This window comes from Leptolyngbya iicbica LK (genome assembly GCF_004212215.1).
GTDB lineage: Bacteria > Cyanobacteriota > Cyanobacteriia > Phormidesmidales > Phormidesmidaceae > Halomicronema > Halomicronema iicbica.
Map to the genome: position 1 here is coordinate 1,138,271 of NZ_QVFV01000002.1, position 23,857 is coordinate 1,162,127.

The 23,857-nt window shown below is 55.4% G+C and carries 19 protein-coding genes and 1 pseudogene; 12 read left to right on the top strand and 8 right to left on the bottom strand.

The genetic code is table 11. From position 1 onward, the window contains the following. The first annotated feature begins 65 nt into the window (after positions 1–65). Positions 66–788, top strand: a complete 723-nt coding sequence (locus DYY88_RS12075; RefSeq protein ID WP_039727755.1) for a polysaccharide deacetylase family protein — start codon at positions 66–68, stop codon at positions 786–788. 33 nt (positions 789–821) lie between these two features. Here DYY88_RS12075 and DYY88_RS12080 read toward each other — a convergent pair whose 3' ends face one another. Next, positions 822–2,279 carry a protein adenylyltransferase SelO gene (locus tag DYY88_RS12080; protein WP_039727753.1) on the bottom strand — a complete coding sequence of 486 codons (1,458 nt, stop codon included), beginning with the start codon at positions 2,277–2,279 and terminating at the stop codon, positions 822–824. A gap of 674 nt (positions 2,280–2,953) precedes the next feature. Between DYY88_RS12080 and DYY88_RS12085 the strand changes: the two genes are divergently transcribed. Beyond that, the gene (locus tag DYY88_RS12085) at positions 2,954–4,942 is read left to right on the top strand and encodes a serine/threonine-protein kinase (RefSeq protein ID WP_052288492.1); all 1,989 of its coding nucleotides are present in this window, start codon (positions 2,954–2,956) and stop codon (positions 4,940–4,942) included. Here the strand turns inward: DYY88_RS12085 and DYY88_RS12090 are convergent. Next, entirely contained in the window at positions 4,939–6,318 is a 1,380-nt protein-coding gene (locus DYY88_RS12090) for a sensor domain-containing diguanylate cyclase (protein ID WP_052288491.1), read from the bottom strand. The two genes, DYY88_RS12085 and DYY88_RS12090, sit on opposite strands and share 4 nt — an antisense overlap. Positions 6,319–6,656: 338 nt before the next feature. Here DYY88_RS12090 and folB point away from each other — a divergent pair, with 338 nt between their 5' ends. Further along, entirely contained in the window at positions 6,657–7,058 is a 402-nt protein-coding gene (folB, locus tag DYY88_RS12095) for a dihydroneopterin aldolase (RefSeq protein WP_039727751.1), read from the top strand. Between the two features lie 138 nt (positions 7,059–7,196). Here folB and DYY88_RS12100 read toward each other — a convergent pair whose 3' ends face one another. Continuing rightward, entirely contained in the window at positions 7,197–8,585 is a 1,389-nt protein-coding gene (locus DYY88_RS12100; RefSeq protein ID WP_044151288.1) for an LCP family protein, read from the bottom strand. A gap of 183 nt (positions 8,586–8,768) precedes the next feature. On the opposite strand from DYY88_RS12100, the gene DYY88_RS12105 reads away from it, so the two are divergent. Together DYY88_RS12105 and DYY88_RS12110 are read left to right on the top strand one after the other, a co-directional pair. Further along, the gene (locus DYY88_RS12105) at positions 8,769–9,833 is read left to right on the top strand and encodes a mannose-1-phosphate guanylyltransferase (RefSeq protein WP_039727749.1); all 1,065 of its coding nucleotides are present in this window, start codon (positions 8,769–8,771) and stop codon (positions 9,831–9,833) included. A 156-nt stretch (positions 9,834–9,989) separates the two neighbouring features. Then, positions 9,990–10,697: a hypothetical protein gene (locus DYY88_RS12110; protein WP_130199414.1), complete on the top strand. Its 708-nt coding sequence runs from the start codon at positions 9,990–9,992 to the stop codon at positions 10,695–10,697. Positions 10,698–10,779: 82 nt separating this feature from the next. On the opposite strand, the gene DYY88_RS12115 is transcribed toward DYY88_RS12110, so the two are convergent. After that, positions 10,780–11,913 (bottom strand): cob(I)yrinic acid a,c-diamide adenosyltransferase, encoded by a 1,134-nt coding sequence (locus DYY88_RS12115; RefSeq protein ID WP_039727747.1) that lies wholly within the window; start codon positions 11,911–11,913, stop codon positions 10,780–10,782. Between the two features lie 137 nt (positions 11,914–12,050). Between DYY88_RS12115 and fraC the strand changes: the two genes are divergently transcribed. The 6 genes from fraC to psbA all read left to right on the top strand — a co-directional run bounded on the left by fraC (position 12,051) and on the right by psbA (position 17,565). Beyond that, the gene (gene fraC / locus DYY88_RS12120; protein WP_039727746.1) at positions 12,051–12,614 is read left to right on the top strand and encodes a filament integrity protein FraC; all 564 of its coding nucleotides are present in this window, start codon (positions 12,051–12,053) and stop codon (positions 12,612–12,614) included. After that, positions 12,611–13,615: a DUF5357 family protein gene (locus DYY88_RS12125; RefSeq protein ID WP_039727744.1), complete on the top strand. Its 1,005-nt coding sequence runs from the start codon at positions 12,611–12,613 to the stop codon at positions 13,613–13,615. Before fraC ends, DYY88_RS12125 begins: the two co-directional genes overlap by 4 nt. Positions 13,616–13,859: 244 nt before the next feature. Then, positions 13,860–14,456 carry a hypothetical protein gene (locus DYY88_RS12130; protein WP_044151287.1) on the top strand — a complete coding sequence of 199 codons (597 nt, stop codon included), beginning with the start codon at positions 13,860–13,862 and terminating at the stop codon, positions 14,454–14,456. A 99-nt stretch (positions 14,457–14,555) separates the two neighbouring features. Beyond that, entirely contained in the window at positions 14,556–15,836 is a 1,281-nt protein-coding gene (locus DYY88_RS12135) for a glycoside hydrolase family 10-like protein (protein ID WP_039727743.1), read from the top strand. Positions 15,837–15,898: 62 nt separating this feature from the next. Then, the gene (locus DYY88_RS12140; protein ID WP_039727741.1) at positions 15,899–16,246 is read left to right on the top strand and encodes a histidine triad nucleotide-binding protein; all 348 of its coding nucleotides are present in this window, start codon (positions 15,899–15,901) and stop codon (positions 16,244–16,246) included. Between the two features lie 260 nt (positions 16,247–16,506). Then, positions 16,507–17,565: a photosystem II q(b) protein gene (gene psbA, locus DYY88_RS12145; RefSeq protein WP_044151286.1), complete on the top strand. Its 1,059-nt coding sequence runs from the start codon at positions 16,507–16,509 to the stop codon at positions 17,563–17,565. Positions 17,566–17,808: 243 nt separating this feature from the next. Here the strand turns inward: psbA and DYY88_RS12150 are convergent, their stop codons facing one another. The 4 genes and pseudogenes from DYY88_RS12150 to DYY88_RS12165 all read right to left on the bottom strand — a co-directional run bounded on the left by DYY88_RS12150 (position 17,809) and on the right by DYY88_RS12165 (position 22,833). Next, on the bottom strand, positions 17,809–18,720 hold the full coding sequence (locus DYY88_RS12150) for an LPS biosynthesis glycosyltransferase (RefSeq protein WP_236146368.1): 912 nt from the start codon (positions 18,718–18,720) through the stop codon (positions 17,809–17,811). A 383-nt stretch (positions 18,721–19,103) separates the two neighbouring features. Then, positions 19,104–20,170: pseudogene (atzD, locus tag DYY88_RS12155) on the bottom strand (cyanuric acid amidohydrolase). Continuing rightward, positions 20,167–20,802 (bottom strand): RraA family protein, encoded by a 636-nt coding sequence (locus DYY88_RS12160; protein WP_039727739.1) that lies wholly within the window; start codon positions 20,800–20,802, stop codon positions 20,167–20,169. The pseudogene atzD and the gene DYY88_RS12160 overlap by 4 nt, the downstream one beginning before the upstream one ends. A 255-nt stretch (positions 20,803–21,057) precedes the next feature. Then, a complete protein-coding gene (locus DYY88_RS12165; protein WP_052288490.1) occupies positions 21,058–22,833 on the bottom strand; it encodes a glycerol-3-phosphate acyltransferase in 1,776 nt (591 codons plus the stop codon). Positions 22,834–22,987: 154 nt separating this feature from the next. Between DYY88_RS12165 and DYY88_RS12170 the strand changes: the two genes are divergently transcribed. Beyond that, entirely contained in the window at positions 22,988–23,770 is a 783-nt protein-coding gene (locus tag DYY88_RS12170; RefSeq protein ID WP_039727737.1) for an SDR family NAD(P)-dependent oxidoreductase, read from the top strand. Positions 23,771–23,857 lie beyond the last annotated feature (87 nt).

Consider the following 23,857-nt stretch of genomic DNA (forward strand, 5'->3'; position numbering starts at 1 on the left):
GCGAGCCCTCTGTCACTCACCCGTCACCCCCTCATCTGCACCGCCCAGTGCCAACCGCAAATGTCATGACCAACCTGCCCCAAAAAGCAATTGAGAACCTGGCCTGGGTTTTTCCTAATGCGGTGTTTTACAAAGCTACGCAAGCGCCCTGGGTGGCTCTGACCATTGATGATGTGCCGATTCCGGGAGAATCGGCCCCCTGCTCGACGCGCTGGATTTTAGACGCGATCGCAGAACACAACCAGAGTGTATCGGATCCGGCTGAGAACGTTCGTGCCACATTTTTCATTATTGGCAACCATCTGAATCGAGATTACGAGCTGCTGACCGATATGGTGGCTCAGGGCCACGAGCTGGCCAATCATGGCCTTGTCGATACCTGGCCCGCGTTACAGTCGCGTCTAGCGTTTGAAACCCACTTTCAACACACCCACGATCGCTTGATTGAGCAAGTACCCGACTCGCCGATCCGCTGGTATCGCCCGGGTCGAGCCTTCTACACTCCCTACATGCATGAGGTCATTCGTCAGGCTCCCGGTTACGAACCGTACTTTGCCCTGGCGTCAATGCTGCCGCTAGATACCCTGACCGCCACTGCCGACCCCAAATTCACCGCTGGGTATGTGGCGCAGCATGTGTTTCCCGGTGCGATTTTGCTGCTGCACGGCGGCTCGGTGGAGCGGTCAAAAAATACTGCTCAAGCCCTGCGGTTGATTTTGCCAAAGTTGCGATCGCAGGGCTATCGAGTCACCACCCTCAGCGACCTCTGGCATCAGGTGGAGGAGTGACTCGCGCGGGGTCAGGAAACTCCTGGGAGCAGATCAAGCAGCATCAAACGGCTGCTGAATTTGCTTCAGCAGTTGATAAAACGGCTCCCAGTCGTTCCCCACCACGATCGGTTCCCAAATCGCTTCAATTCTGGGCCGCAGCAGCACCGTCTGCGGATTGGTTTGACGGAGACGTTGCGATATTTGCGTCAACGCTTCAGCAGACTGGGTACGCAAAGCTTGCTGATAGTGCTGTCGCCACTGTTCCAGCAAAGTCTGAGCGCCCGCGTCCGAGGCTTGCATCGTCGTGGCAAAAATGGGGGCGTCGTCATTCACCCAGTCGGGCGAAAACTGCTCCGCCAAGGCGCGAAAAAAGTCGTGGTAGCCTACCGAGACGGAGTTCAGCAGATCCAAAGTTTGATTGATCAAGTCCGTGGCGAGGGGCTCCTCTAGCGACTCAAACCCCAGCTTGTGCAACATGCGCTGTGAGTAGTGGTGCTCATAGTGGGCTTCAAAGCGATCAAGGGCGGCTTCCATGTCCGCTTGAGGCATGACGCGCTGCAAAGGTTTTTGCAGCATCTTCAAATTCAGGTGGCAAATAGCGGGTTGGTTGCGATAGCAGTAGCGGCTGGCGTAGTCAAAATAGGCCGCCGTGAATTTGGGGTCGTACTGATCGATAAAGGCATAGGGGCCATAGTCAAAACTTTCCCCCGTGATGGACATGTTGTCGGTATTCAGCACGGCATGGCAAAAGCCCACCGACATCCACTGGGCCACCAGCTCGGCGGTGCGTTCCACCAGCTCACGGTAGAACTGGAGGTAGCGCTCATGGCGATCGCTCACCCCTTGCGCCGCCGGATAGTAATACTCAATCACGTGCTCTAACAACCGCTGAATCAGGTCGGTGCGGTCTAAATAATCTAGCCGCTCAAAGGTACCGAAGCGAATATGCGATCGGCTAAAGCGCACCATCACCGACGATCGCGTGGGCGACGGCTCATCTCCCCGAAACAGTTGCTCTCCCGTTTCAATCATGCTCAGCGTGCGGGAAGTGCGAACACCTAAGGCATGCAGCGCTTCTGCCGCCAACACCTCACGGACTCCTCCCTTGAGCGTCAGTCGCCCATCACCGCCCCGCGAGTAGGGCGTCGTGCCGGATCCCTTGGTGCCAAAGTCGTAGAGCTGCTCATCTTGCCCCATCACCTGGCCATAGAGAAAGCCGCGACCATCGCCCAAAAAGGCGTTGTACGCCCCAAACTGATACCCGTGGTAGCGCAAAGCTAAGAAAGGCGATCGCCCTTGAAATTTGCCAAACGCCTCGACAAAATGCTCATCGCTCACCGCTGCCGGGTCGAGCCCCAACTGGCGCAACACGGCATCATTGCGAAACCGCAGCAGCGTTTGCGGAAACTCCGCCGCCGCCACCTCATCGTAGTAATCATCCCCAATGGATTCCAGAGCGGGCACGTATTCCAACGACAGCAGTGGATTAACTTGCGTAGCGGCGGTCATAAGCAATTGCGACTTTATTCTCTCGACTTAAGAAAAGTGTAAGTTGTTAAAGTCCATTTGGTAAGGCTCAGGGAGTGGCAGGGTAAAGGGGTGGCTGGGTAAAGGGGTGGCTGGGTAAAGGGGTGGCTGGGTAAAGGGGTGGCTGGGTGGAATTCTCAATGAATCTGCCTACTTCAGCCACATCGGGAAACGGTACTTAAATGGCAAACCCAACTCTGATAGAAAGCGTCAGGGGTTAAGCATTGGCCCCCCTAGGCAACTCCATACTGAGCAGGCTGGTGGGCAACCCGTGGGAATTATTCGAGTTTGGCAAGTCAGTGTTTAGCGTTAGTTCGGAATGGCTAATCCCCTCCGATGGAGGGGTGCCCGGAGGGCGGGGTAGGTCAGATATCGGTCATGACTTGACTAACCCACCCCAACGCCCCTCCCCAGAGGGGATTCAATATCGACGGAGAGCTTCACGCTAAACATGTACTTGGGCAATGCCACCCCCCTACGCCCGGAAACACTATTTTTGAGCAGTTCCCGACCCAACCACCCTGCCACTCCACTTACCCAACCACCCTGCCACTCCACTTACCCAATGACCCTGCCACCCAGCTACCCACCGACTCCCCTTACCCAATCCGCCACAGGTGCGATACCCTTCTCACAGCCACGTTGGGAGAAATGGCATGGTCATGGGCGGCACGGGTAATTCGAATAACCTGCTGGGCAGCCGTTACCGCATTTTGCGGGAACTCGGACGCGGGGGCTTTGGCTATACCTATTTGGCCGAAGACGTAAATCGCTTTAACGAACTTTGTGTGCTGAAAGAGTTTTTGCCGCAGGTGAATGACAATGAAGCCCTGCGGAAGGCCAAACAGCTCTTTGAGCGCGAGGCGGATGTACTGTATCAGCTCAACCATCCCCAAATTCCCAAGTTTCGCGAGCTATTGCGGGTGCAAGACCGGGGTCGGGGACGGTTGTTTCTCGTGCAGGATTATGTCGAAGGCCCGACCTATCAAGAATTACTCGAAACCCGTTTAAATGCCGGGAATCGCTTTGCCGAATCCGAAGTCATGCAACTGCTGCGGCAGATTTTGCCGGTGCTTAGTTATTTGCACAGCATTGGCGTCATTCACCGCGATATCGCCCCTGACAACCTGATCTCTCGGAATACGGACGGCCTGCCCGTGCTGATCGATTTTGGCGGGGTCAAGCAATTGGTCACAGCAGTGCAGCAACAGGTCAGTCACGACGGGGTGCCGACGCGCCTCGGCAAAGCCGGGTACGCCCCTGCGGAACAGATGGAATCGGGGCAGGTGTCGCCAAGTGCCGATTTATATGCGCTGGCGGTGACAGCGTTAGTGCTACTGACGGGCCAAACGCCTGACGTTTTGTACGATCGCTATACCCAGCGCTGGCGATGGCAAGACTATGTGAGTATCAGCCCGCGGTTGGCGACGGTATTGGAACGGATGCTGGCCCCCCGGGTGGGCGATCGCTATTCCTCAGCGACGGCGGTCGCCAAGGCGCTCTCCAGTCCGGATCTTTACACCGCTCCGGGCTATGCCAATGGCAACAGCTATTCCGAGCCAACCGTGGCCGTGGCACCGGGTCGGGGTAGCGACCCCAGCACGATGGTGGCGCCCCCAGGTCCTCCGCCTGCCCCAGTAAAACCGTCAAAACAATCGCGCCCTAACCCGACCGGGGGCTGCTTTCAGGCCTTTTTTGGCCTGTTATTACTGATCGGCTCCATTGGTCTAGTGTGGTGGATTGCCACTCGCTGGGAACCGGACGGTCCGATTACAAATCCCGAGGGAAACACACCCGAAGAGACGCAGCCCGAGGACACCAATCCAACTTTTTCGCCTGAAGAGCAGGCCCGTAAAGCTAAACTTCGTCAACGGCGCGAGCGGTTGCAAGTGGATGAGCGCTATCTGGTGGCCGTGACGGATCAATTGTTCTATATTCAATTTCCCGAGATTCAACGACCGCTAAGCGACGACCCTGCGGATGCCGAGCTCCGGGCCGAGTGGGACAGTATTGCCAACGAAGTGCTGGATGTCTTAGAGGCGGAACTGAGCGCTCAAGCTCGCCAACGGTTGGGCAGCTATGGGGCCAGCGATCGCGACCAATGGCGACAGCGAGTAAACCAGCTATACGTCAGCAGTCGCGCCCTGTATGACCTGGCCGATGCTAAGTTTGCCTATCTGTATCCGCAGACAGCCCAGCAAAACTTCATTGACCAGCCGATTGGGCAGATTTGGCACGGGCTCGCGGACGATCGGGTGCGGGGCATTGAGTCCGGCGATCTGCTCGAAGAGATTCGCTTTGCCAGCGGTGAGTTTAGCCAGTCGTTGCGCGATCGCTTAGGGCCGGGTGAAGGTCGAATTTATATCCTCAACCTCAGCGAGGGGCAACTGATGCGGCTCAATCTGCAAGCTGCTCCCGGCACCACCCGCTTATCCATCTATGTGCCCAGTCCCAATGACTCAGTGCCCTTTTTGCTGGAAGATTCCAGCGATCGCACCTGGTCCGGCACCCTGCCCCAGTCCGGCTATTACGAAATCACCGTCGTGAATATTCAAACCGCTGCCCTCAATTACGCATTGGATGTCAGCGTTGATAACGTCACCTCTACCCCTTCTGAGCCCGCCCCCGCCGAAGACAAAAATTAGTTATTGTCTCCCTGACTCACCCAGACTTGATTCCGCCCTCTCTTCTTGGCCTCGTACAAAGCCACATCGGCGCGCTTGAGGAGGCTTTCAAAGTCGGTTTGTTCTGCCATTGGCACTAATCCAACGCTGATGGTGAGAGGAATCATGTAGTGATCTATCACCATGGGGCAGGCTTCAATGCTGGTGCGAACGCGATCGATGACCTCAATCGCTTCCGTTAGGGGGGTTTCCTGCAAGATAATGGCAAACTCGTCGCCCCCCAAACGGCCAAAGAGGTCTGACTCCCGCAATTCGTTGGCACATATGTGGGTCAAATGGATTAAGGCTTTGTCGCCTGTGGCGTGTCCATAGGTGTCATTAATGACCTTGAAATGATCGATGTCAAATAGCGCAACGGCCAACTCTCCCCCGTTGCGTCGATGCACCGCCATCTCTTGTTGGCCTAACGCGATCAAGTGCCGACGATTACTGATATTGGTAAGGGGATCAAGCGTGGCCTCCTTGTACAAATGTTCTTCAAAAGCCGTGCGATCGGCATGATCCCGCTTCAGAAAGTATTGGGTCAGTAACATCGCAACGCAGACAAACGGCATGACGATCGCAATAACCTTGGGCGCAATCAGTAGACTCGGTCGCTGCAACGACCAGGCCAATCGGCCGATCGCCTGGCCAGTCGTATTCGTCAACGTCTTAGTATTCGTTACCCTTTCGGTCGGGTGGGCTAGGTGCAGTCCTGGCAGTTCATACGCCGCTGCCAGTTCCTCAATGTAGTCGTCATCTAACCGTCGCCCCATAGACAAGTAACTGCCTGGTCTGACTGCCTCAGTTTCCTCATTGATAAAGGGACTCAAAGCGACTAAATAAATATCCCTCCCAGCAGTGATATAACCAGCCACCATCCCTTCATCTACTTCGCTCTGCAAAGATGTTGCGATTAATTCTTCCAAGCCACCCGCCATCAGTTGCTCAAATTGCAACCCTTCGACCTCGCTATGCAGGCTGAGATGCGCCAGCTGATTGCCAGCCTTAATCGCCAGAGAAAAATCAAACCCATGCTCGTCGATCAGATATTGGCCAGAATTCTGCTCGATCCAGGTTTCATCAATTTCCACCACAATGGCCTCATAAGCCTCATCCCAATAGGAATATTCCAGCAGAACCGTTTTCAAATATCGGGCTTCTAAATTCAAGGCGATATCGACTCGATGGGCACGATCGGCCTTGGCGGCCCGGTCTAGTGAAGTTAAGAGAAATAAGACGCTGGAAACAACGGCTAAGCCGGTGGCAATATACAGGCCACTGACTAACGAAACGACTGATTTAGTAGTAACGAAACTTTCATGATTGATGGCGGTGAGATTTTCACGACTACGCATTATTTTGATCGCTCAACTGTCGGAGCTCAACTCCAGACGTTTTCAGTCATTGGCTAAGAAATATCATCGTTTAGCAGCCAGAATTCTTTCGCAGAAAGATATTAGAGATTCATCCTTTGCTTCAATGTCGGCAACTGAATGCCTGGCAGCCACGGTGCTTGGAACGAAATGAATGGGTGATGCGCCCTTAAATCAATTTTATCCGATTACAGTCAATGACTATCCACCATAATCCGATTAAGAATTTGCCATTATCTCACTGCGCTGATCGGGATTCTGAAGTTAGGTGTGGGATAGTAACAAACAGATAACTTGCTGATATTTACTGTTCTGGGGGTATGGATAAAATTTACGTCAATGACATTCGCGCTTTTGGCTACTCGGGTGCTTTGCCAGAAGAAAATGTGCTCGGACAGTGGTTTCGAGTCGATTTGACGCTGATGTTGGATTTATCGAGCGCCGGAAGTTCTGACGTGTTAACTGACACCTACAACTACGCCGCCGCTATCGTCGCCGTGCAGCAGTTGATTCAGCAGCAACCGTTTAATCTGGTCGAAACGCTGGCCAGCGAGATTGTGAAAGCGGTGTTGCGCACCGATGATCGCCTCACTCAAATTACCGTCAAGCTCACCAAACTCACGCCCCCGGTGCCCCACTTTGCAGGCGACATTGCGGTCGAAATCACTCGCGATCGCCACCACCTCAACACGCCGTCACCCGCACCGCTTGACCAGAGTTGACCCCAAGCATTGCAGGGACATTAGGCGATCGCCGCTGACTCGAACATTAGCAGCCACAGCAGCGCTAGCAGCACCACGCCGCCAATTTTCACGAGCCCCCATAGGCGTCCATTCATGGTCAGGTAGCCAGCGTATTGATTACTGCACGTCGGGCGATCGCATCAGCCAGTCGCGGCCCACCCGCACCGTCAGTTCCGACTGCAAATCACCAGTCGATTCCGCAGCGACTCGACCCAGATTCAAAATCGAGGTCATCAATTCGGCGCTGTTGACATCGCCTCGCTGGGCCACCACTTGAGTCCGCTGCAGCTCGCCCGACCAGTCACCAATGACATACACATTACGGAAGCCTTCACTGCGGAGATAATCCGCCACCTCGCCCGCTACGCGCGGTTCCCCCGAGGCATTTTGTACCGCAATGGGCAAACTCGTGATGACTTGATTTTCTCGATTGGAGAGCAGCGCCACGCCGTCCAAATCAAAAAAGTTATTCATCACCTGCTGGGTCGCCACCGCATCCAAAATCCAGTAACTCGCGATGTATTCCTGCGGCGAACTAAAGCGTCCCGGCAGCATCACCATTTGCATACTGTCGGGCTCAATTTCCATCGCGACATTGGACAAGGCCAAAATCTCTTCCACCGTGAGGTTGGTATCCACGTAACGCATCATGACCCGCGTCACCTGCGGCAAGCGGGGGATCACCGTGGGATGGGTGAGGCGATCGCGGATCGCCTTGATCAAAATTTGCTGCCGCTGCACCCGGCCAATGTCACCATTGCCATCACTGCGGAACCGCGCAAACTGCTCAGCCTGACTACCATCCAGGGTCTGCCAACCCGGCTCCAGGTCAATATTCAACCCCTGAGTCACGTCTTGATAGACCATGCGCTGCGGCACGTTGACCTCGACCCCACCGAGCAAATCTACCAGCTCGCGCAAGGCGCCGGTGCTGACCCGCACATAGCGATCGATGGGCACCGGCCCCAAATTGCTCTGAATCGTGCTCGCAACTAACTCTGGCCCACCCGCCAGATTGGCATGGTTAATCTTGGTCACCCCTTCGCCAGGAATGTTGACCTGGGTATCACGGGGGATCGACAGCAAATCTACGGAACCTTCCTCGGGATCAATGCGGGCCAACAGCATCACGTCCGATCGCCCCGAAAACAGGGTGTCGGCTCCCTCTTGCCCTGGCTCGGGTAAATCGACGCCCATGATCAAAATGTTGACCGGGCGCGTCACCTGATAGCGAAACCCCGTTTCCCACATATCGGCCAAGTTCAGCGGGGCGTTATCTTCGGTTTGCAAAGACTCCGGTAAAGGCACTGTCGTCGCGATCAATGCGCCCCCGACCGCCGCTGCGATCGCCGTCCCCCCAAACACAATCGTCCACACAATCCGGCGTACCCAAGGCCCGACCGCCGACACTAAATCGGTGGCCGAGGTCGGTGCATGAGGCGTAGCAGTCTGTGGCGTCGCCTGGGGGGGTGTTTTATGCGGGGGGGGTTGAACAGACGGCGACATGAAACCTCACACTTTTCTAAAATTTGGGAGCCGACTGAGAGTTGAGACGGCTCTGGCGAACTGTTTTTGAAGCGAACTTAAAGGCTTACTTGCAAAAATATGAATAAAGATTAAGGCGATTATATCCTGCTTCTCTGAAGCTTTGGGTACTATAGGCCGGACAATATTTGGAGTGTCAGCACTATGCCCCCGACGGTGATTCCAGTGATTTTGGCTGGCGGCAAGGGTGAACGCTTTTGGCCTGTAAGCCGCCGCCAACACCCGAAGCAGTTTCTCTGCTTGGATGGAAGCGGTTTTAGTCTACTGCAATCCACCGCGAACCGACTCTTACCAATGGCGGAAAGCTGGGACTCACTCTGGGTCATCACGGCCGCCCATTTGGCTGATGGCATTCGGGAACAACTGCCGGACCTGCCCGAGCAAAATCTTTTGATTGAGCCAGAGGGCAAAGATACGGCCCCAGCAGTGGCCTGGGCAACCTTGGAGGTAGCCAAGCGTCATGGCGACGGGGCGATCGCGGGGTTCTTTCCCGCTGATCACTGGATTGCGGATGAAGCGGGCTATCGCGAGACGTTGAAAGCGGCCGCCGCCTTAGCCACCGAGCGAGGCGCGATCGCCACCCTGGGCATTACCCCCACCTTTCCCTCGACGGGGTACGGCTACATCGAGCAAGGCGATCCCCTCGGCACCTACGGTGACTGCGCGGCCTACACCGTGGCCCGCTTTACCGAAAAGCCGGATGAGAGTACTGCGGAAGACTTTATCGCCAGCGGTCGCTTTAGCTGGAATAGCGGCATGTTTATCTTTCCGGCGGGGGTGATGCTGCAAGAGTTAGATACCCATGCGCCGCAAATCATGGAGCCCTTGCGCGCTCAGGGAGTCGACGCTTACGCCAAGCTCGACAAACTCAGCATCGACTACGCCGTCATGGAAAAGACTGACAAAGCCTGTGTGATGCCCGTGAACTTTGGGTGGGATGACCTCGGCGATTGGAACGCCGTGGAGCGGCTGCTGAAAACTCCCGAAACGCCCAATGTGGAAATGGCGCAACATCTCGGACTCGACACTACTGACAGCATTGTCTACGCCTCAGACGAAGATGAGGTGATCGTCACCATTGGCCTGGAAGATGTGGTGGTAGTACGCGATGGCAAGGCCACCCTGGTGGTGCACAAAAGTCGTACCCAAGACATCAAAAAAGCCGTCAAGGCCCTGGGGGCAGATCCCAAGTTCCAGCATCTGCTCTAAACCTCGACAAAGTAGGAGGGGACGGGTCCCTGACGGATCAACCCGTTCGGTCTCGCTTGAGTCCAAGGGACCCGTCCCCTTCAGGCCCACGATCGCCCCACTTGTCCGGGGTGAAATAGCGCTATCATGCAGCGGGATCAGGCTTCAAGAGGCAATATGAGATCGCGGTTTGGGCATTCATCAATCCAGGGAGTGGGGGCAAGGAGAACGCTAGGCGGCGTGATCGCGGGCTTGTGCCTGTTAGGACTGGTCGCCTGCCGTCCGGCCCCACCGGAAGTGACCGGGCCACCATCCCTTGATGAACCCACCGCATCGGTGCCAGCGCCGCCCCCGCCCCCAGATACGGCCTTTTTGGCCCTCATTACGCCAGCGCAAACCGCGCAAATTCGCGCGTTAGGGTTACCACTGGTGCTGCCGACAGCGATTCCCGATGAATTTGCGGTGGTGCAGCTGCTCACGCAGTCAGACGAGCGGTTTGGGGGCTATCAGGTGCTTTATCGCGATGGCAGCGATCGCTGCTTTTTGATTGAGTACACGATGGGCGGCATCGGCGGCATCCCCCCGACGGAAAACCGTTTACCCCTAACGCCACCGATACTCACCGACGACACGGCGGAATATGGCTTGAACTATGGGCTATACGACGATCCAGCCTTACGCCAGCAGTCGCCCGCACCGTTATTAATCAGTGACTGGCTGCCGGTGGAAGGAGGCTTTGTGCGGTTGTCTGGGGCCGCATTGATCAACAGCACGCTGAGTCCTGAAGTGCCTTGCACAAATCTGGCGCCAGAAGCAGCGATCGCGGTCATCAATTCCTTAGCGGTCATTTCAGACGATATTCAAGGCGACGGCGTACCCGAATAGCTGCGGCTCCTGACGGTTTCCCGTCAGCCGTGATAAAAGCAGGGAGCGCCTTCCCCCTGAGCGATCGCTCCACTCCAGCACCTCAATAATCAACACCCCGTTTAAGATCGACTCCATTTTCCGCATAGTGCTTGTGGTTAAACACTTCAGAGTGAGTGCTCGCCAGCTCAAAATACGCGGGAGGATTTTTGCAACGTCCGGTAATAATGACTTCTGTATCCCGAGGCTTGCGCAATAGCGCCTGTACGATGGGATCCTCAGGCAGCAGCTCTAGGTCAACGGTGGGATTCAATTCATCCAAAATGATGGTCTTATAGAGGCCCGAAGCGATCGCGGTACAGGCCAGTTCCCATCCCCGCTCCGCTTCGACGTAATCAATTTCTTGCTGCTGACCACGCCAGACAATCGCATCGCGGCCGCAGCGCTGATGATCCACCAGGTTGGGATAACTCTTGCGCAAGGCCGAGATCGCCGCATCTTCGGTATAGCCTTGCCCACCTTTGAGCCACTGCATGATGAGCACACGGTGGGACTGATCTTGACTGATGCCCCGCCCGATCGCCTGCAGGGCCTTGCCCAACGCGCTCGTCGATTTGCCCTTGCCGTCCCCGGTGTAAATCTCGACTCCTTCAATGCCTGGAAAGTCCATATTCTGCAGCCGCTGGGGCTTCATTTCGGAATGCAGATTGGCGATTTCCACCAAGGGGGCGGGCGCCCCGCGTCCAGTGGCGATGACTTCTAAATGCTCTGGTTTATTTTTCAGCGATCGCACCACATCCTCAACCGACAGCAGCCCCAGGTCGATTACCGGATTAATTTCGTCCAGCACCACTACTGAATACAGCCCCGACGCGATCGCGCCTTTAGCAACATCCCAGCCCCGCTGGGCTTCCATGCGGTCAAACTTAGTAATGCCTTCGGGACCAAAAAACTCTGCCCGCCCCGTGCGCACCTGATCAATCAAATGGGGAAACCCCCGCTGCAACGCCTCAATCGCTGCGTCCTCGTCATAGGTGCGCCCTGGCCCTTTCAAAAACCGCAGCAACAGCACCCGGCTTTCCATAAAATTTTGAATGCCGAGCCCAATGGAGCGCAGTACCACCCCCAACGCCACCTGCGATTTGCCCTTACCCTCGCCATCGTAGACGTGAATTTGGCCGGCTAAGCGCTCATTGTGGAGCTGTGCGGTGCGAATTCCGATGCCAGTTCTGACCATTTGTTATTGTTGGGCGTTAAGTTTTGAGCGGTACCGCCTAAAATTCTATCGAAACCTTTACCAACGAGATACCCTTGTTGCCTGGGTACGTACAGCGGTAATGGCCTTCCTCGTCTCCCGATTCAGCTAGCAATTGTATGCCGTTTTCTTTGCTCGATAACGCTGCGGTGTTGCCCCTGCGGGCAATCGTTTTTCAGTGTTTGCTGCTGCTGGTGGCGATCGCCCTCGAAGCCCAGGTACTGCGAAAACAGTTGCAACTTGGCTATCAACCCAGCATCCGCTATGCGGCCAGCCTGAATCTGCTGACGGTAGTTTTGGGGTGGATGGCGTTTTTTAGTATGGAATCGATCTTGCCGACGGATCTACGCCGGCAATTGATCAGCTACGTTTTATTCGGCAATTTTTACGTTAACGGGTTGGCCAGTAACCTGGGCATCTTGATCGTGGTCGCCGGATTAGTCACGTTTTTTGTCACCTTTTGGCTCAAGGTCATTGGGTTAGAAGGGCTCACTTGGGCTTTGGGAAATCCCATCGCGCCTAGAAATACGGAAGAAAATAAAAATCGCTACCGCTATCGGCGATCGCCCCAACAAAAAACCAACTCCCCGCACATCTTGGCAGTACTGCAAGCGAATGCCTTAAGCTTTACCGCCATTTTGCTGCTCTTAGTGCTGCGTTACGGAGTGACCCAGCGACTATGATCAAGTTTCTGCAAGGCCTCTGGGCGCGCATTTCCGGCTTCTTGTTTCCGGCTGACTATTACGCCTGGCAAACTCTGATTTATCTGGGCATCTTTTCGTTCACGATGTCCTGGGTAGCGCGGCTGACCGTCGGTAAGGGCTTCACCGTCAACCTCATCGCGACCGGCGGCTGGCTCTTTTTTGCCCTGGGCATTGGCTGGTTTTTAGAAGAAGCGAAAGTCCGCTTTTTTGGCATTCCCGTTGCGCCTTGGGTCATGGGGGCGATCGCCTGTCTCTATATCTTTGGCATCATGCCCTGGGGCTCTTGGGAAGTTGGGCTGATGTCCTGGCCCTTAATATCCGTCGCCATCATTGCCGTCCCCTCGTTTTTGACCTGGGAGCTGCAACCCAAACTGCCACCGCCTCCAGTCCGCCAGCAACTCATTCTTCTGACCTTGTTGGCCTTGCTGTTTAGCAACTGGTTTCAACTGTACTTTCGGCTGCAAACCTGGTTCGACAGCTACCCCAGTTTGCTCGCCGACGACTTTGCCCGGAGTGGTTTCGTCTTTCGCGCCTCGGAACCGCCCGCCGAAAAGGCTCGGGGCATTGTGCTACTGACCTCAGCCGAAACCGAAATCACTAAAGAACTTGACAACACTCCCTGGCCCTACGTCGAGCGCTGGCTCCTGGGGCTAGACGAACGCCTCGCCACCATTGAAAACAGCACCGTCGCCTCGTTAACCTCGCCCCAAGAGAGCGATTTATGGCAACTACAAGCGGTTAGCGATGCCCTCGAAAACGGCAGCTATGTGCTCAACTTAATGGCGCTATGGTCGGGGCCAGCCTCGACCCAAGACGGCTATTATTTGACCAAAACCTGCGTTGTGCAGCCGCGCACCGTTGTGGCCGCCACGCCTGACACACCCCCCGGTGAACAACCGCCCCCCATGGCTCGGGTAGAATGTGACCTGGCCACCCCCAAAACAGCAGGTCGCCCAACGTTGCCCTCAGTCTCCAATTAATCGACCCCAGGTCCACATCATCACTAGGGGACGGTTCCCTTGGCCTATCCTTAAAGAATCTCGGTCAAGTCAATGGGGAACCGTCCCTTGACAAATGATTGGCAAGCAAGCATTTACCCGAAAAATAGTCAGCGCAGATTGCGGTTAACGTAAAAGAACCCCAATGCTGTGCGAGATTTAAGTCAATTGGGGCTCATTCCTCGACGCGAACCCGAGAGGAGAATCTATTTCGAGAGAAAACCTGATGACGACAACCCTTGACCAAGACTCCGCCCACCTTTTGACAGCGGCGGCCCAGGGCTTTCTAGCGCCCCAGCAACAGTCCCGACCTGATGGTAAAACGCTCACCGCGGCCCTACTCAGAGCCGAAAAAGCGGCGAAACAAACTCGCAAAAGCCTGCCTTTAGACGTGCTGTTAGGCACTTGGCGGCTGTGCTTTAGTGCGGGCAAAAAGGCCAAATTACAATCGGGACAACCTGTGGGTAACGGTTTTTATATGCCGAAGCTAGCGATCGCCCGCATCAGTTTTGCCCGTAACGGTGATAGTGAGGACTCACTGCAGATTACCAATGAGCTACAAATTGGGCCGCTGACAGTGCGCTTTACGGGGCCAGCCCGCTATCCCGGCAAAAAGAATCTGCTGGTCTTTGATTTCACCTACCTACAGTTGCAGTGCTTTGGCCTAAAGGTGTTCAGCGGCAAAATCGGACAGCGCGACGACCAATCCTTTGTCACCACACCTGTTGCAAAATTGCCGTTCTTCGCCTTTTTCACCGCGACGGCAGATTACATTGCCGCGCGGGGTCGGGGCGGCGGCCTGGCCATCTGGGTTCAGGAATAAGGGCGATTAGAGGTGCGATCGCCGCCTAACGCCAACGCAAATTCTCCGGATGCGAGATTCGCCAGCGCGAAAGGTCATACCAGGATTAGAACACTTGGTATGAAAGGGTTTCGCTATTTCGGACTAACAATATTGACGGCCCTGTGGCTGGGACTGAGTCAAGGGTCACTGTGGGCCTTGCCGTTTGGCTATCCTCCGGATAGCGGCACGCCAGCCCCTGTGCCGACAGCACCGTCAACACCAGCCCACTCCCCCCAGAGAGAGCTGCGCGGCGTTTGGCTGACCAACATCGACAGCGCCGTACTCTTTTCACGGCAGTCGGTAGAACATGGCCTTCAGCAACTCGCCGATTTCCATTTCAATACCGTTTACCCCGTTGTCTGGAATTGGGGATATACGCTATATCCCAGCCAAATTGCCGAGCGCGAAATTGGCTATGCCCAGGGACTTTATCCCGATTTTGATGGCATCGGTCGCAATGAGGAACTGGAAGCCGCCCAGGGCGATCGCGACATGCTGCAAGAAGTGATCACCATCGGCCATCAACACCATCTCACCGTAATCCCCTGGTTCGAGTTTGGCTTTATGGCTCCGGCCAAATCGCCCTTAGCAGAACGTCATCCTGACTGGCTAACGCAAAAGCGCGGTGCCTTACCCGCCGCCCAATTTTCGCAAGAAGGTGACCACAACCGCGTTTGGCTAAATCCGTTTCATCCCCATGTGCAGCGCTTCATGCTGGAACTGTTGGGCGAGCTCGCCGAGAACTATGACATCGACGGCATTCAATTTGACGATCACTTCAGCCTGCCCGTGGAATTTGGCTACGACCCCTATACGGTGAGCCTGTATCAGCGCGAACATGGCGGCCAGTCGCCCCCCGCCAATTACAGTGATCCGGAATGGGTACGATGGCGGGCCGACAAGATCACCGACTTGATGGATCTCATCTTTCGTACCATCAAAGCCCGACGCCCCAATGCGGTGATTTCCATCTCGCCCAACCCTGCTTATTTTGCTTATCATTACTCGCTGCAAGATTGGCCCCGGTGGCGCGATCTGGGCTACGTCGAAGAGCTAGTGGTGCAGGTCTATCGCGCCAGTTTGGATAGCTTTCGGCACACCTTGCGCGATCGCACCCTCTACGATGCCAACCGCCACGTGCCCACCAGCATCGGCATTCTCACCGGCTTACGCAATGCACCTGTGTCCGCATCGCTAATCCACCAACAGGTACAAACGGCCCGTTCAATGGGCTTTCAAGGCGTCTCGTTCTTCTTTTATGAATCCTTATGGCAGGTGGCGCCAGGGGAAACATTGAGCGATCGCACCCGTGCCTTACAGCAGCTCTTTGCCCAGCCCCAACCCCGCGCACAGATTTAATCGCAGCGGCGGACATCAGCCCGGTATGATGACAGGGTGACAGTTCCAGAGGCTAATGCCCCATGAGTACAGACACGATTTTCGGCAAAATCATCCGCCGCGAGATCCCCGCTGACATCGTGTATGAAGACGATCTCTGTCTGGCGTTTCGCGACATTTCGCCTCAAGCGCCCACCCATGTGCTCCTCATTCCGAAAAAGCCGATTCCCAAGTTGTCAGACGCCACCAGTGACGACAAAGAGCTGCTAGGCCACATGATGGTGACCCTCAAAGCCTTAGCAGAGCAACTGGGCATTGCCGAAGACGGCTATCGCGTGGTGATCAACACGGGCACTGATGGCGGTCAGACGGTCTTTCACTTGCACATGCATTTGCTCGGTGGGCGATCGCTGCAATGGCCTCCAGGCTAATCTGCTCCGACATTGAGAGCATGGCCGCAATGCTTTCTCCACAAGGGCAGCCGAGAGCTGCTAAGGTACAAATCCTACACTTCAGCCAAACGTAAACTTTTTCGCCAAAAGAATTACGGAGTGTTTCACAACACAAAGATTTCTGTTCGAGCCGTTCAAATCCCCAAAAAGAATCTTTACGCTAATCAACAGGTGGGCAACTGTACTTAACAGAGGTTCATCTGTTCTTTTTTGTCGTATCTATACTGGCAATCATCACTATGACTACTACTTCTCAAGCCCGCCAAGCGGGTATGTGGGAGCGCTATTGTCAGTGGGTCACCAGCACCGAAAATCGCCTCTATGTAGGCTGGTTCGGCACGCTGATGATTCCCACGCTGATCGTCGCCACGACTTGTTTCGTGATTGCGTTCATCGCCGCTCCTCCCGTTGACATTGACGGCATTCGCGAGCCCGTTGCTGGCTCCTTGATGTACGGCAACAACATCATCTCCGGTGCGGTCGTGCCTTCTTCCAACGCGATCGGTCTGCACTTCTACCCCATCTGGGAAGCCGCTTCCCTCGATGAGTGGTTGTACAACGGTGGCCCTTACCAGCTCATCGTGTTCCACTTCTTGATTGGCTGCTTTGCCTATCTTGGTCGTCAGTGGGAGCTGTCCTATCGCTTGGGCATGCGTCCTTGGATCTGCGTTGCCTACTCTGCGCCGTTGGCGTCGGCAACCGCAGTCTTCTTGATCTATCCCCTGGGTCAGGGTTCCTTCTCTGACGGGATGCCCTTAGGTATCTCCGGGACGTTCAACTTCATGATCGTCTTCCAAGCTGAGCACAATATCTTGATGCATCCCTTCCACATGTTGGGTGTGGCAGCAGTGTTCGGCGGCAGCTTGTTCTCCGCGATGCACGGTTCCTTGGTGACTTCCTCCTTGGTGCGCGAGACCACCGAGAGCGAGTCTCAGAACTACGGCTACAAATTCGGTCAGGAAGAAGAGACTTACAACATCGTGGCGGCTCACGGCTATTTCGGTCGTCTGATCTTCCAATATGCGTCCTTTAACAACAGCCGTTCCTTGCACTTCTTCTTGGGTGCCTGGCCCGTCATCGGCATCTGGTTCACGGCTTTGGGCATCAGCACCATGGCGTTCAACCTGAATGGTTTCAACTTCAACCAGTCGGTGTTGGACTCTCAAGGTCGCGTCATTGCCACTTGGGCGGACATCATCAACCGGGCCAACCTGGGTATGGAAGTGATGCACGAGCGTAATGCTCACAACTTCCCCCTCGATTTGGCCACCACTGAGGCTCCCGAAATCATCGGTTAGGCTTCATTGGCTTAGCTAGTTTGAGCTGATTCAGAACAGCGTCTCTCGCTCTGAGGGACGCTGTTTTATTGTGTGGATGCAGCAGCAGTCATCGCCGAGCCGACCAAAAGCTTCGGCTCTCAGAGCACGTCATCAACTATTTCTAGAAACCTTGCGGGATGAGCATTGCTGCGCCCACCCCCATAGAGCAGACTAGAGGCTCGTCCTTTTGCCGTAGGGCTTTGACGATAATGATGACAAGCACTAGGGACGGAGGGTCAACTGTCGCCCAATTGCGAACCGCAGCATTTTCAAAGGGGTCGTAGATTCTGCTAACACGGGCAACCGTAAATATCTACCCAGGGCTAACCGACCAAGACCTTTAATCCGAGCTTTGAGACGCGAGCAGAGTACGTGTAGGCCCGGATAGGGCTGCATTGCTGTGTAAAGCGGAGCGAAGGCGAGTTGTCCATACAACACATCAGCGCGATGTGCCGGACTGAAACCAGCTTTTTTATGCTCAGGATTGGGTTTGCCGCCATGTTCGCCGTAGTTGCGCCAGGGCACGTAGCCATTGAGCCCCCGAATACGCAAGAATTCCTCAATCAAGCTATCCCAGGTAGAGTATTGCTTAGGCTCAGAAGCTTGGGCGATTTGGAATGCCATGTCGATTAAATGCTTTGCTCCTATAGGTGTCAAAATATAGGCCACCATAGAGGTTGAAAAGCCGACCGCCTGATTGTTTGGCAACACGTGGTAGATCTGAGGGGCACAGGTATATAGCCACGCAATCCCCATATCACCGAGCGCCGGATCGTAAGGCAGCGGTAGGCTTGCTAAGTTGCGCACTGGGACAAAATCCGCTTCGCAAATTAACGTGGGCTGATTAGACGCAATGACTTTTAGCCAGGCGTTACAGTGGTTGAGCATGCATAGGTAGCTAGGCGAGTAACCCTTGTGGCCAGTCTTGTGTTTCTGGCGGATGACTTGGCAACCAAATTTTTGCTCTAGGAAAAAGGTTTCTAAAGGTTCGGTGTCTTCTTTATAGGCCAGGATAATAGTTTGATCGATCGCATCTTTGATCGAGGACATGTTCTTCGCCAAGATTTTGGGTGAGGTTAAATCTGGTGATAAATCAGTGTCCTGGTTCCAGTCCATTGCAAGTTTTTTCGTCATGGCAAATGGTTAGAGGTAAGGACAACAGTTCGGCCACTTTAGCGGCTGTAATCGCAATCAGAAACAGTCGATGTCGTTAATACCTTGTCAGTGCGTGTTTCAGAGGATACCTACATATCTAGTCGTCAACATCTGCTCCCTATCGGGCAAAACTGCGACTGGTTAACAAGTACAGAACACATGGACAACTTGTAAGACCGTCAAAACCCTAATTTTTAGTCCCGACGCAGTACTAGCGTTATCTCCTGGGATTAATATGCCCAGAAACCGTTGTTCAGTTGACGTTTTAGCGGTGGGTCAATCTGTGACAAGCAACCTCGTCAGATGCTTGATGCTGGCGTTGGCAAAAAACAACCTCCACCGATTGCGGGTTAGTGAGGGCATCATACACGTGCAGATCGCCGACTAATCACGGCGATGGGGCCACCGCCGGCTGGTCCTTGGTGCTCGCTGCCTCCCGAGACGTAAATCATGGGATCTTGTACGACAGCAGCGACGCGGCTCCAACCACCGCTCTAGCCATGCGGGTATGGTTAATGTCAGAGTCATCCAGCATGGTGTGGCGGCAGCCCAAAAGCTGCCCCGACGGATCCGCTTCGGCTTTAGCGAAGATATTGACAATGCGAGCATAATCGTCATCGCACTCAGCACTGGCGATCGCCCGCTGCACGGCAGTCACATCGAGCGCATGCTGCATCACGCTATGACCGATGAAATAGTCGCTGTGGGTATCAGGCGCATTGCCCAGCACCAAAATTTCACAGTTTTGCAACTCAACCCCAGCCGAAGTCGAAGCGACTGAAGAGTAGAGCGCATAGTTATGACAGATATCGGCGGCGGTAAGATCGGCGATCGCAATTTCGCCGAGGGCCACGGCAACTCCCAACGCTGCTGCGCCCCGCGAATAGGCCATCGATTTGTAACTGTCTTGGGTGACCACTGCGTTGCCCTGGCTTTGGCGAGAGGCCGTGATCAGGGGGCATTTAATTTGCACAAAGTGAACGTCTTGGGGACTCAAATGAGCAGTTGCGATCGCGGCGGTCACCCCCGCCGCCACCTCTTGCACCATCGTTAACGTCCCAATTTCCTCGACGGCAAAATCTCGGGTATGGTGAATGCCCACAGCTAAACCGCGATGCGACGGCCCCGTTAATTCCTCCGTTTGGCGAGTAAAAACGGTCAGATGGGGACTCAACACGCCCTCAGTGCCGCCAGACATCACGAAGACAATTTGTGCGGTGCGTTCTGCTCCAATTAGCGGGCACAGATAGTTTTTGAGGGTCGCCGTCGCAAATCCGCGAGTGAAATCATTGACACAGCCATTCCCCTCAGTCTTGCCCAGAATGGCGACAATGGTGCGGGGATCAAGCGCTTCACTCGCCACCAGATGTTGCAAGCCGCTCAAATCATTGGGACCGCTTTGGGGAATTTTGAAGACTTCTACTTTCATGAGTCCGCCGCTTCAAATCCCAAACTTTGCAGGATTTGCTCGATTTTGGCGTGGTGATTTGCCTTCCACTCTGCTAACGATTGGGCGGTATCTTTATCCATTCGTTGTTTGGCCGACAGCCAAATATCTGCTTGTCGCTCAGCGGGAATGACGGCAATGCCTTCTTCGTCAGCAACGACCATATCGCCCGGATGGACCTGTACGCCCCCACAGGTGATGGGCTGATTGAGCGTACCCAGGGCTTGCTTTTTGCCAGGCACAGGGGAGAGGCCCCGCGCAAACACCGCAAAGCCAGCTTCCCGCACTTCGGCCACATCGCGAATGACACCATCAATCACAAACCCAGCGATGCCCCGGGCTTGGGCCGTGGCGCAGACATTGCCACCAGACATGGCGTAATCAAGATCACCGGCTTGCACGACGATGACCGCACCAGGCTCGGCCCGATAAATGGCGGCGTGCAGCATCAGGTTATCGCCCGGCGGGCAGCTCACGGTGTAGGCTGGGCCAGCAATGCGAGGGATACGAGGCCACATTTCTCGGATGCCCATATCCATAAATTGCGATCGCCCCAACCCAGCATCGGCGTAGCTGGTGGGAGAAATTGCTGCAAATTTTGAGTAGTCGTTCATGCCGAGAGCGCCCCTTTTAACCCAGCGAGGTTGGATTGTCTCATCTTAAGTCTTCATGCGATCGCGGGTTCATGGCTGCCAAGGGCCTAAGGGCTGTGCGCTTAGAACTTCCCCCAAATTAGCGAAGAATCGGTCAGGGTTTGGCAGTGTCAAACCCCGACGATTGGAGAGGCAATTTTCCAACCCCTCCCTCAGTGGAGGTCTCGTCCGTGCCGACCCGTCAATGCCTGGGTGCAACGGCAAAGCAGGCTGGATTTATAGCCACTCAAGGGTGCCCATGCTGCCATCAAGCCGAATGGTTTGACGGGCTTTGAGGCGATCGCGGCCCGCGCTCAAAATCACCGTGGGCAGGCCATATTCCCGCGCGACCACAGCGCCGTGACTCAACTGTCCCCCCGTTTCGGCAATCAGTCCGGTCACTCCGAGCTGTCTCAAGCTCGGAATTTCACTGGCTTTGAGATAAGGCACCACCAAAATCGTGGCGGGCGGCAAGGCTCGCAGATCGGCGACGGCTTTGAGCCAGCGCACCGTTCCCCGCGTCTGCCCCGGACATACGGGCAATCCCACCAGGGATGCTCCGTGGGCTGTTGCCCCGGGTGATGAACCCGAGCCCGGTAGGGCCAGCGTCTGGTCTTGCGGCAAGTCCGGCGGCGGCGGAATGAGGGGACGACTGTGCAGTAACCATAGGCGATCGCCATCAAAGCTCCACTCCACCATTTGCGGAATGCCCTGCGATCGCCGCTCCACATGGCGGGCCAAAAACGCCACTTCTTGTAGCAACCGCTGGGGCGTGTCGCCCTCGCCTTGCACCTCTAACGTAAGGGCAGTGGGAATCACCCAGCTGTCAGCCACAGTGACATCGTCTGGCAAGTCATTGGCTTGAATCATCACCCGAAAGCGCTCGGGGGCTTGTGTTCCGGCGGTGACCTGAGCCACGGAACCGAGGATCGCTTCAATCAGCACAGCATCGCCCTGACTGGTGAAGGGATCGCGACTAGCAGCGACGCCACTACAAATTCCTGGCACCTGCTGCTGCACAATCACCGCCAAACTACCTTCAGGCAAATTGCGATCGCGGCGATATTGCCCGGCACTGGGGCGCTCATAATTGCGGAAGCACTGATTCATCGCGGCGTACAGAGCCTCGGGCGAGGTCAGGTCGGCACTGCCCGCATATTGTCCGGCACTCGACGCCAGCGCGGGGCGATCGCCGACAATCGACGCCCGCACCACCACCGGCGACTTCACCGAGGGTCGGGTGATTTCTAACAGCATGGCCGGATCATCCCCCGCTGGCAGCACATAGCCCGTCGGCACCGGATACCCCCACGCCATTAACTGCGAAAGTCGCGCCGCTTTGGCCCCCACTGTCGCCGCATCCAACGGCTTTTCTAAAGAGAGGAGGGCGCGATCGCTGCGAAAAAAGCCAAACAGCCGCCGCGATTCCAGACGTGACGCGGGGTTGGGTAACGCCAGATCTTCCGGCTGCTTGTCATAGATCCAAGCAATCAGGCCACTCAGACAGGCCGTCAGCAAAATCTGCATGCCCTGGGCTTGGCTCAGAGCCGTAATCACGGGGAACAAGACCAGCACCAATAAGCGTCCCTGCTGCCGTTCGCGAAAAATGGTGAACCCGAGAACGCTAATCAGCAACGTGAGGCCCGCCGCCACGGGATTGTGCGCGATCGCCCCCCACAACACACTCGTCGTACCCACCGATTGGCTGGCCCAGTAGCGCCCCATCACCAGAGCAATCAGCGCCACGATTTCCCACGTGGGGTCGGTGGCAAAGTAGTGCCGCGCCAACAGCACCACCCCAATGCCTTTGGCCGCTTCGAGCAAGAACGCCAGCAGTCCCACAGGAAGACCGATCTCAAAGGCGGCGGGCACCCCCAGCGTCCCCGAGGCAGGCAGGGGCGATCGCTCACCCACCACCGCTGTGACGACCCAGTGACTCAGCGGCAATGCCCCCACCAACGGACAGAGGGTAAAAATCAGCAGGGCGCCCCAAACTTGTGTCAGCGTTAGCATAGGCGGAAAAAACAGCGATCGCTTTAGAACTTAACAGGGTTCCTCGACAGGACTGACCGTTGAGGCAAAACTTTATTCTGTAGTCGTCAGGACTATCGACGATTCCGCATCCATGATGAAGTGAAAGTCGGGCCAAATAATTTTAAGGGAACGGATGACTACAGCATTGATTACCGGCGCGTCCGGCGGCATTGGCGCGGTCTTTGCCGAGCAACTGGCGGCGCGGGGATACGACTTGGTGTTGGTGGCGCGATCGCAGGACAAATTGCAGGCGATCGCCGATCAATTGGCTGCTGCCCACGGCATCCAAGCGACCGTCATCGTACAAGATTTGCTCGCCAACGGCGCCGCTGACCATCTTTTCAACCAGCTAGAACAGCAGGGCATTGAGGTCGACTTGTTGGTCAATAATGCTGGGTTTGGCGCCTATGGCGAAGTGGCCGACGGCGATCGACAAACCTATCTCGACATGATTCAGCTCAATGTGTCGGTGCTCGTCGATCTCACGCACCGAGCGCTCCAGGGGATGAAACAGCGGCGATCGGGCAGCATTCTCAACATCAGTTCCATCGCGGCCTTTCAGCCGATGCCCTACCTGGCGGTGTATGCGGCCAGCAAATCTTTTGTGCTGAGCTTTAGCGAAGCCCTGTGGTACGAATGTCAGCCCTACGGCATCAAGGTGCTGGGAGTCTGCCCCGGCCCGACAGAAACTCAATTTTTTGAAACGGCAGACTTTCCCGACACGCTAGCCGCCTCCGGACAAAGCCTGGATTCGCCAGAAGCGGTGGTCAAAGAAGCGCTGCGAGCCTTGGATCAGGGCCACTCAAATGTGGTCACTGGCGGCTTTAGCAATCAACTTGTGGTGAATAGCAGCCGTTTTTTACCCCGAGAAGTTTTGACCAAATTCGTGGGCAAAATGTTCAGCAATGAAAAGTAGAAGTACCCAAATCAACGTAGCTCGTCTAATTATTTCAGTTGATCAACTTGGAAGAAGCCACAGCAGTTGCTTCTCTGCCTGGGTAAT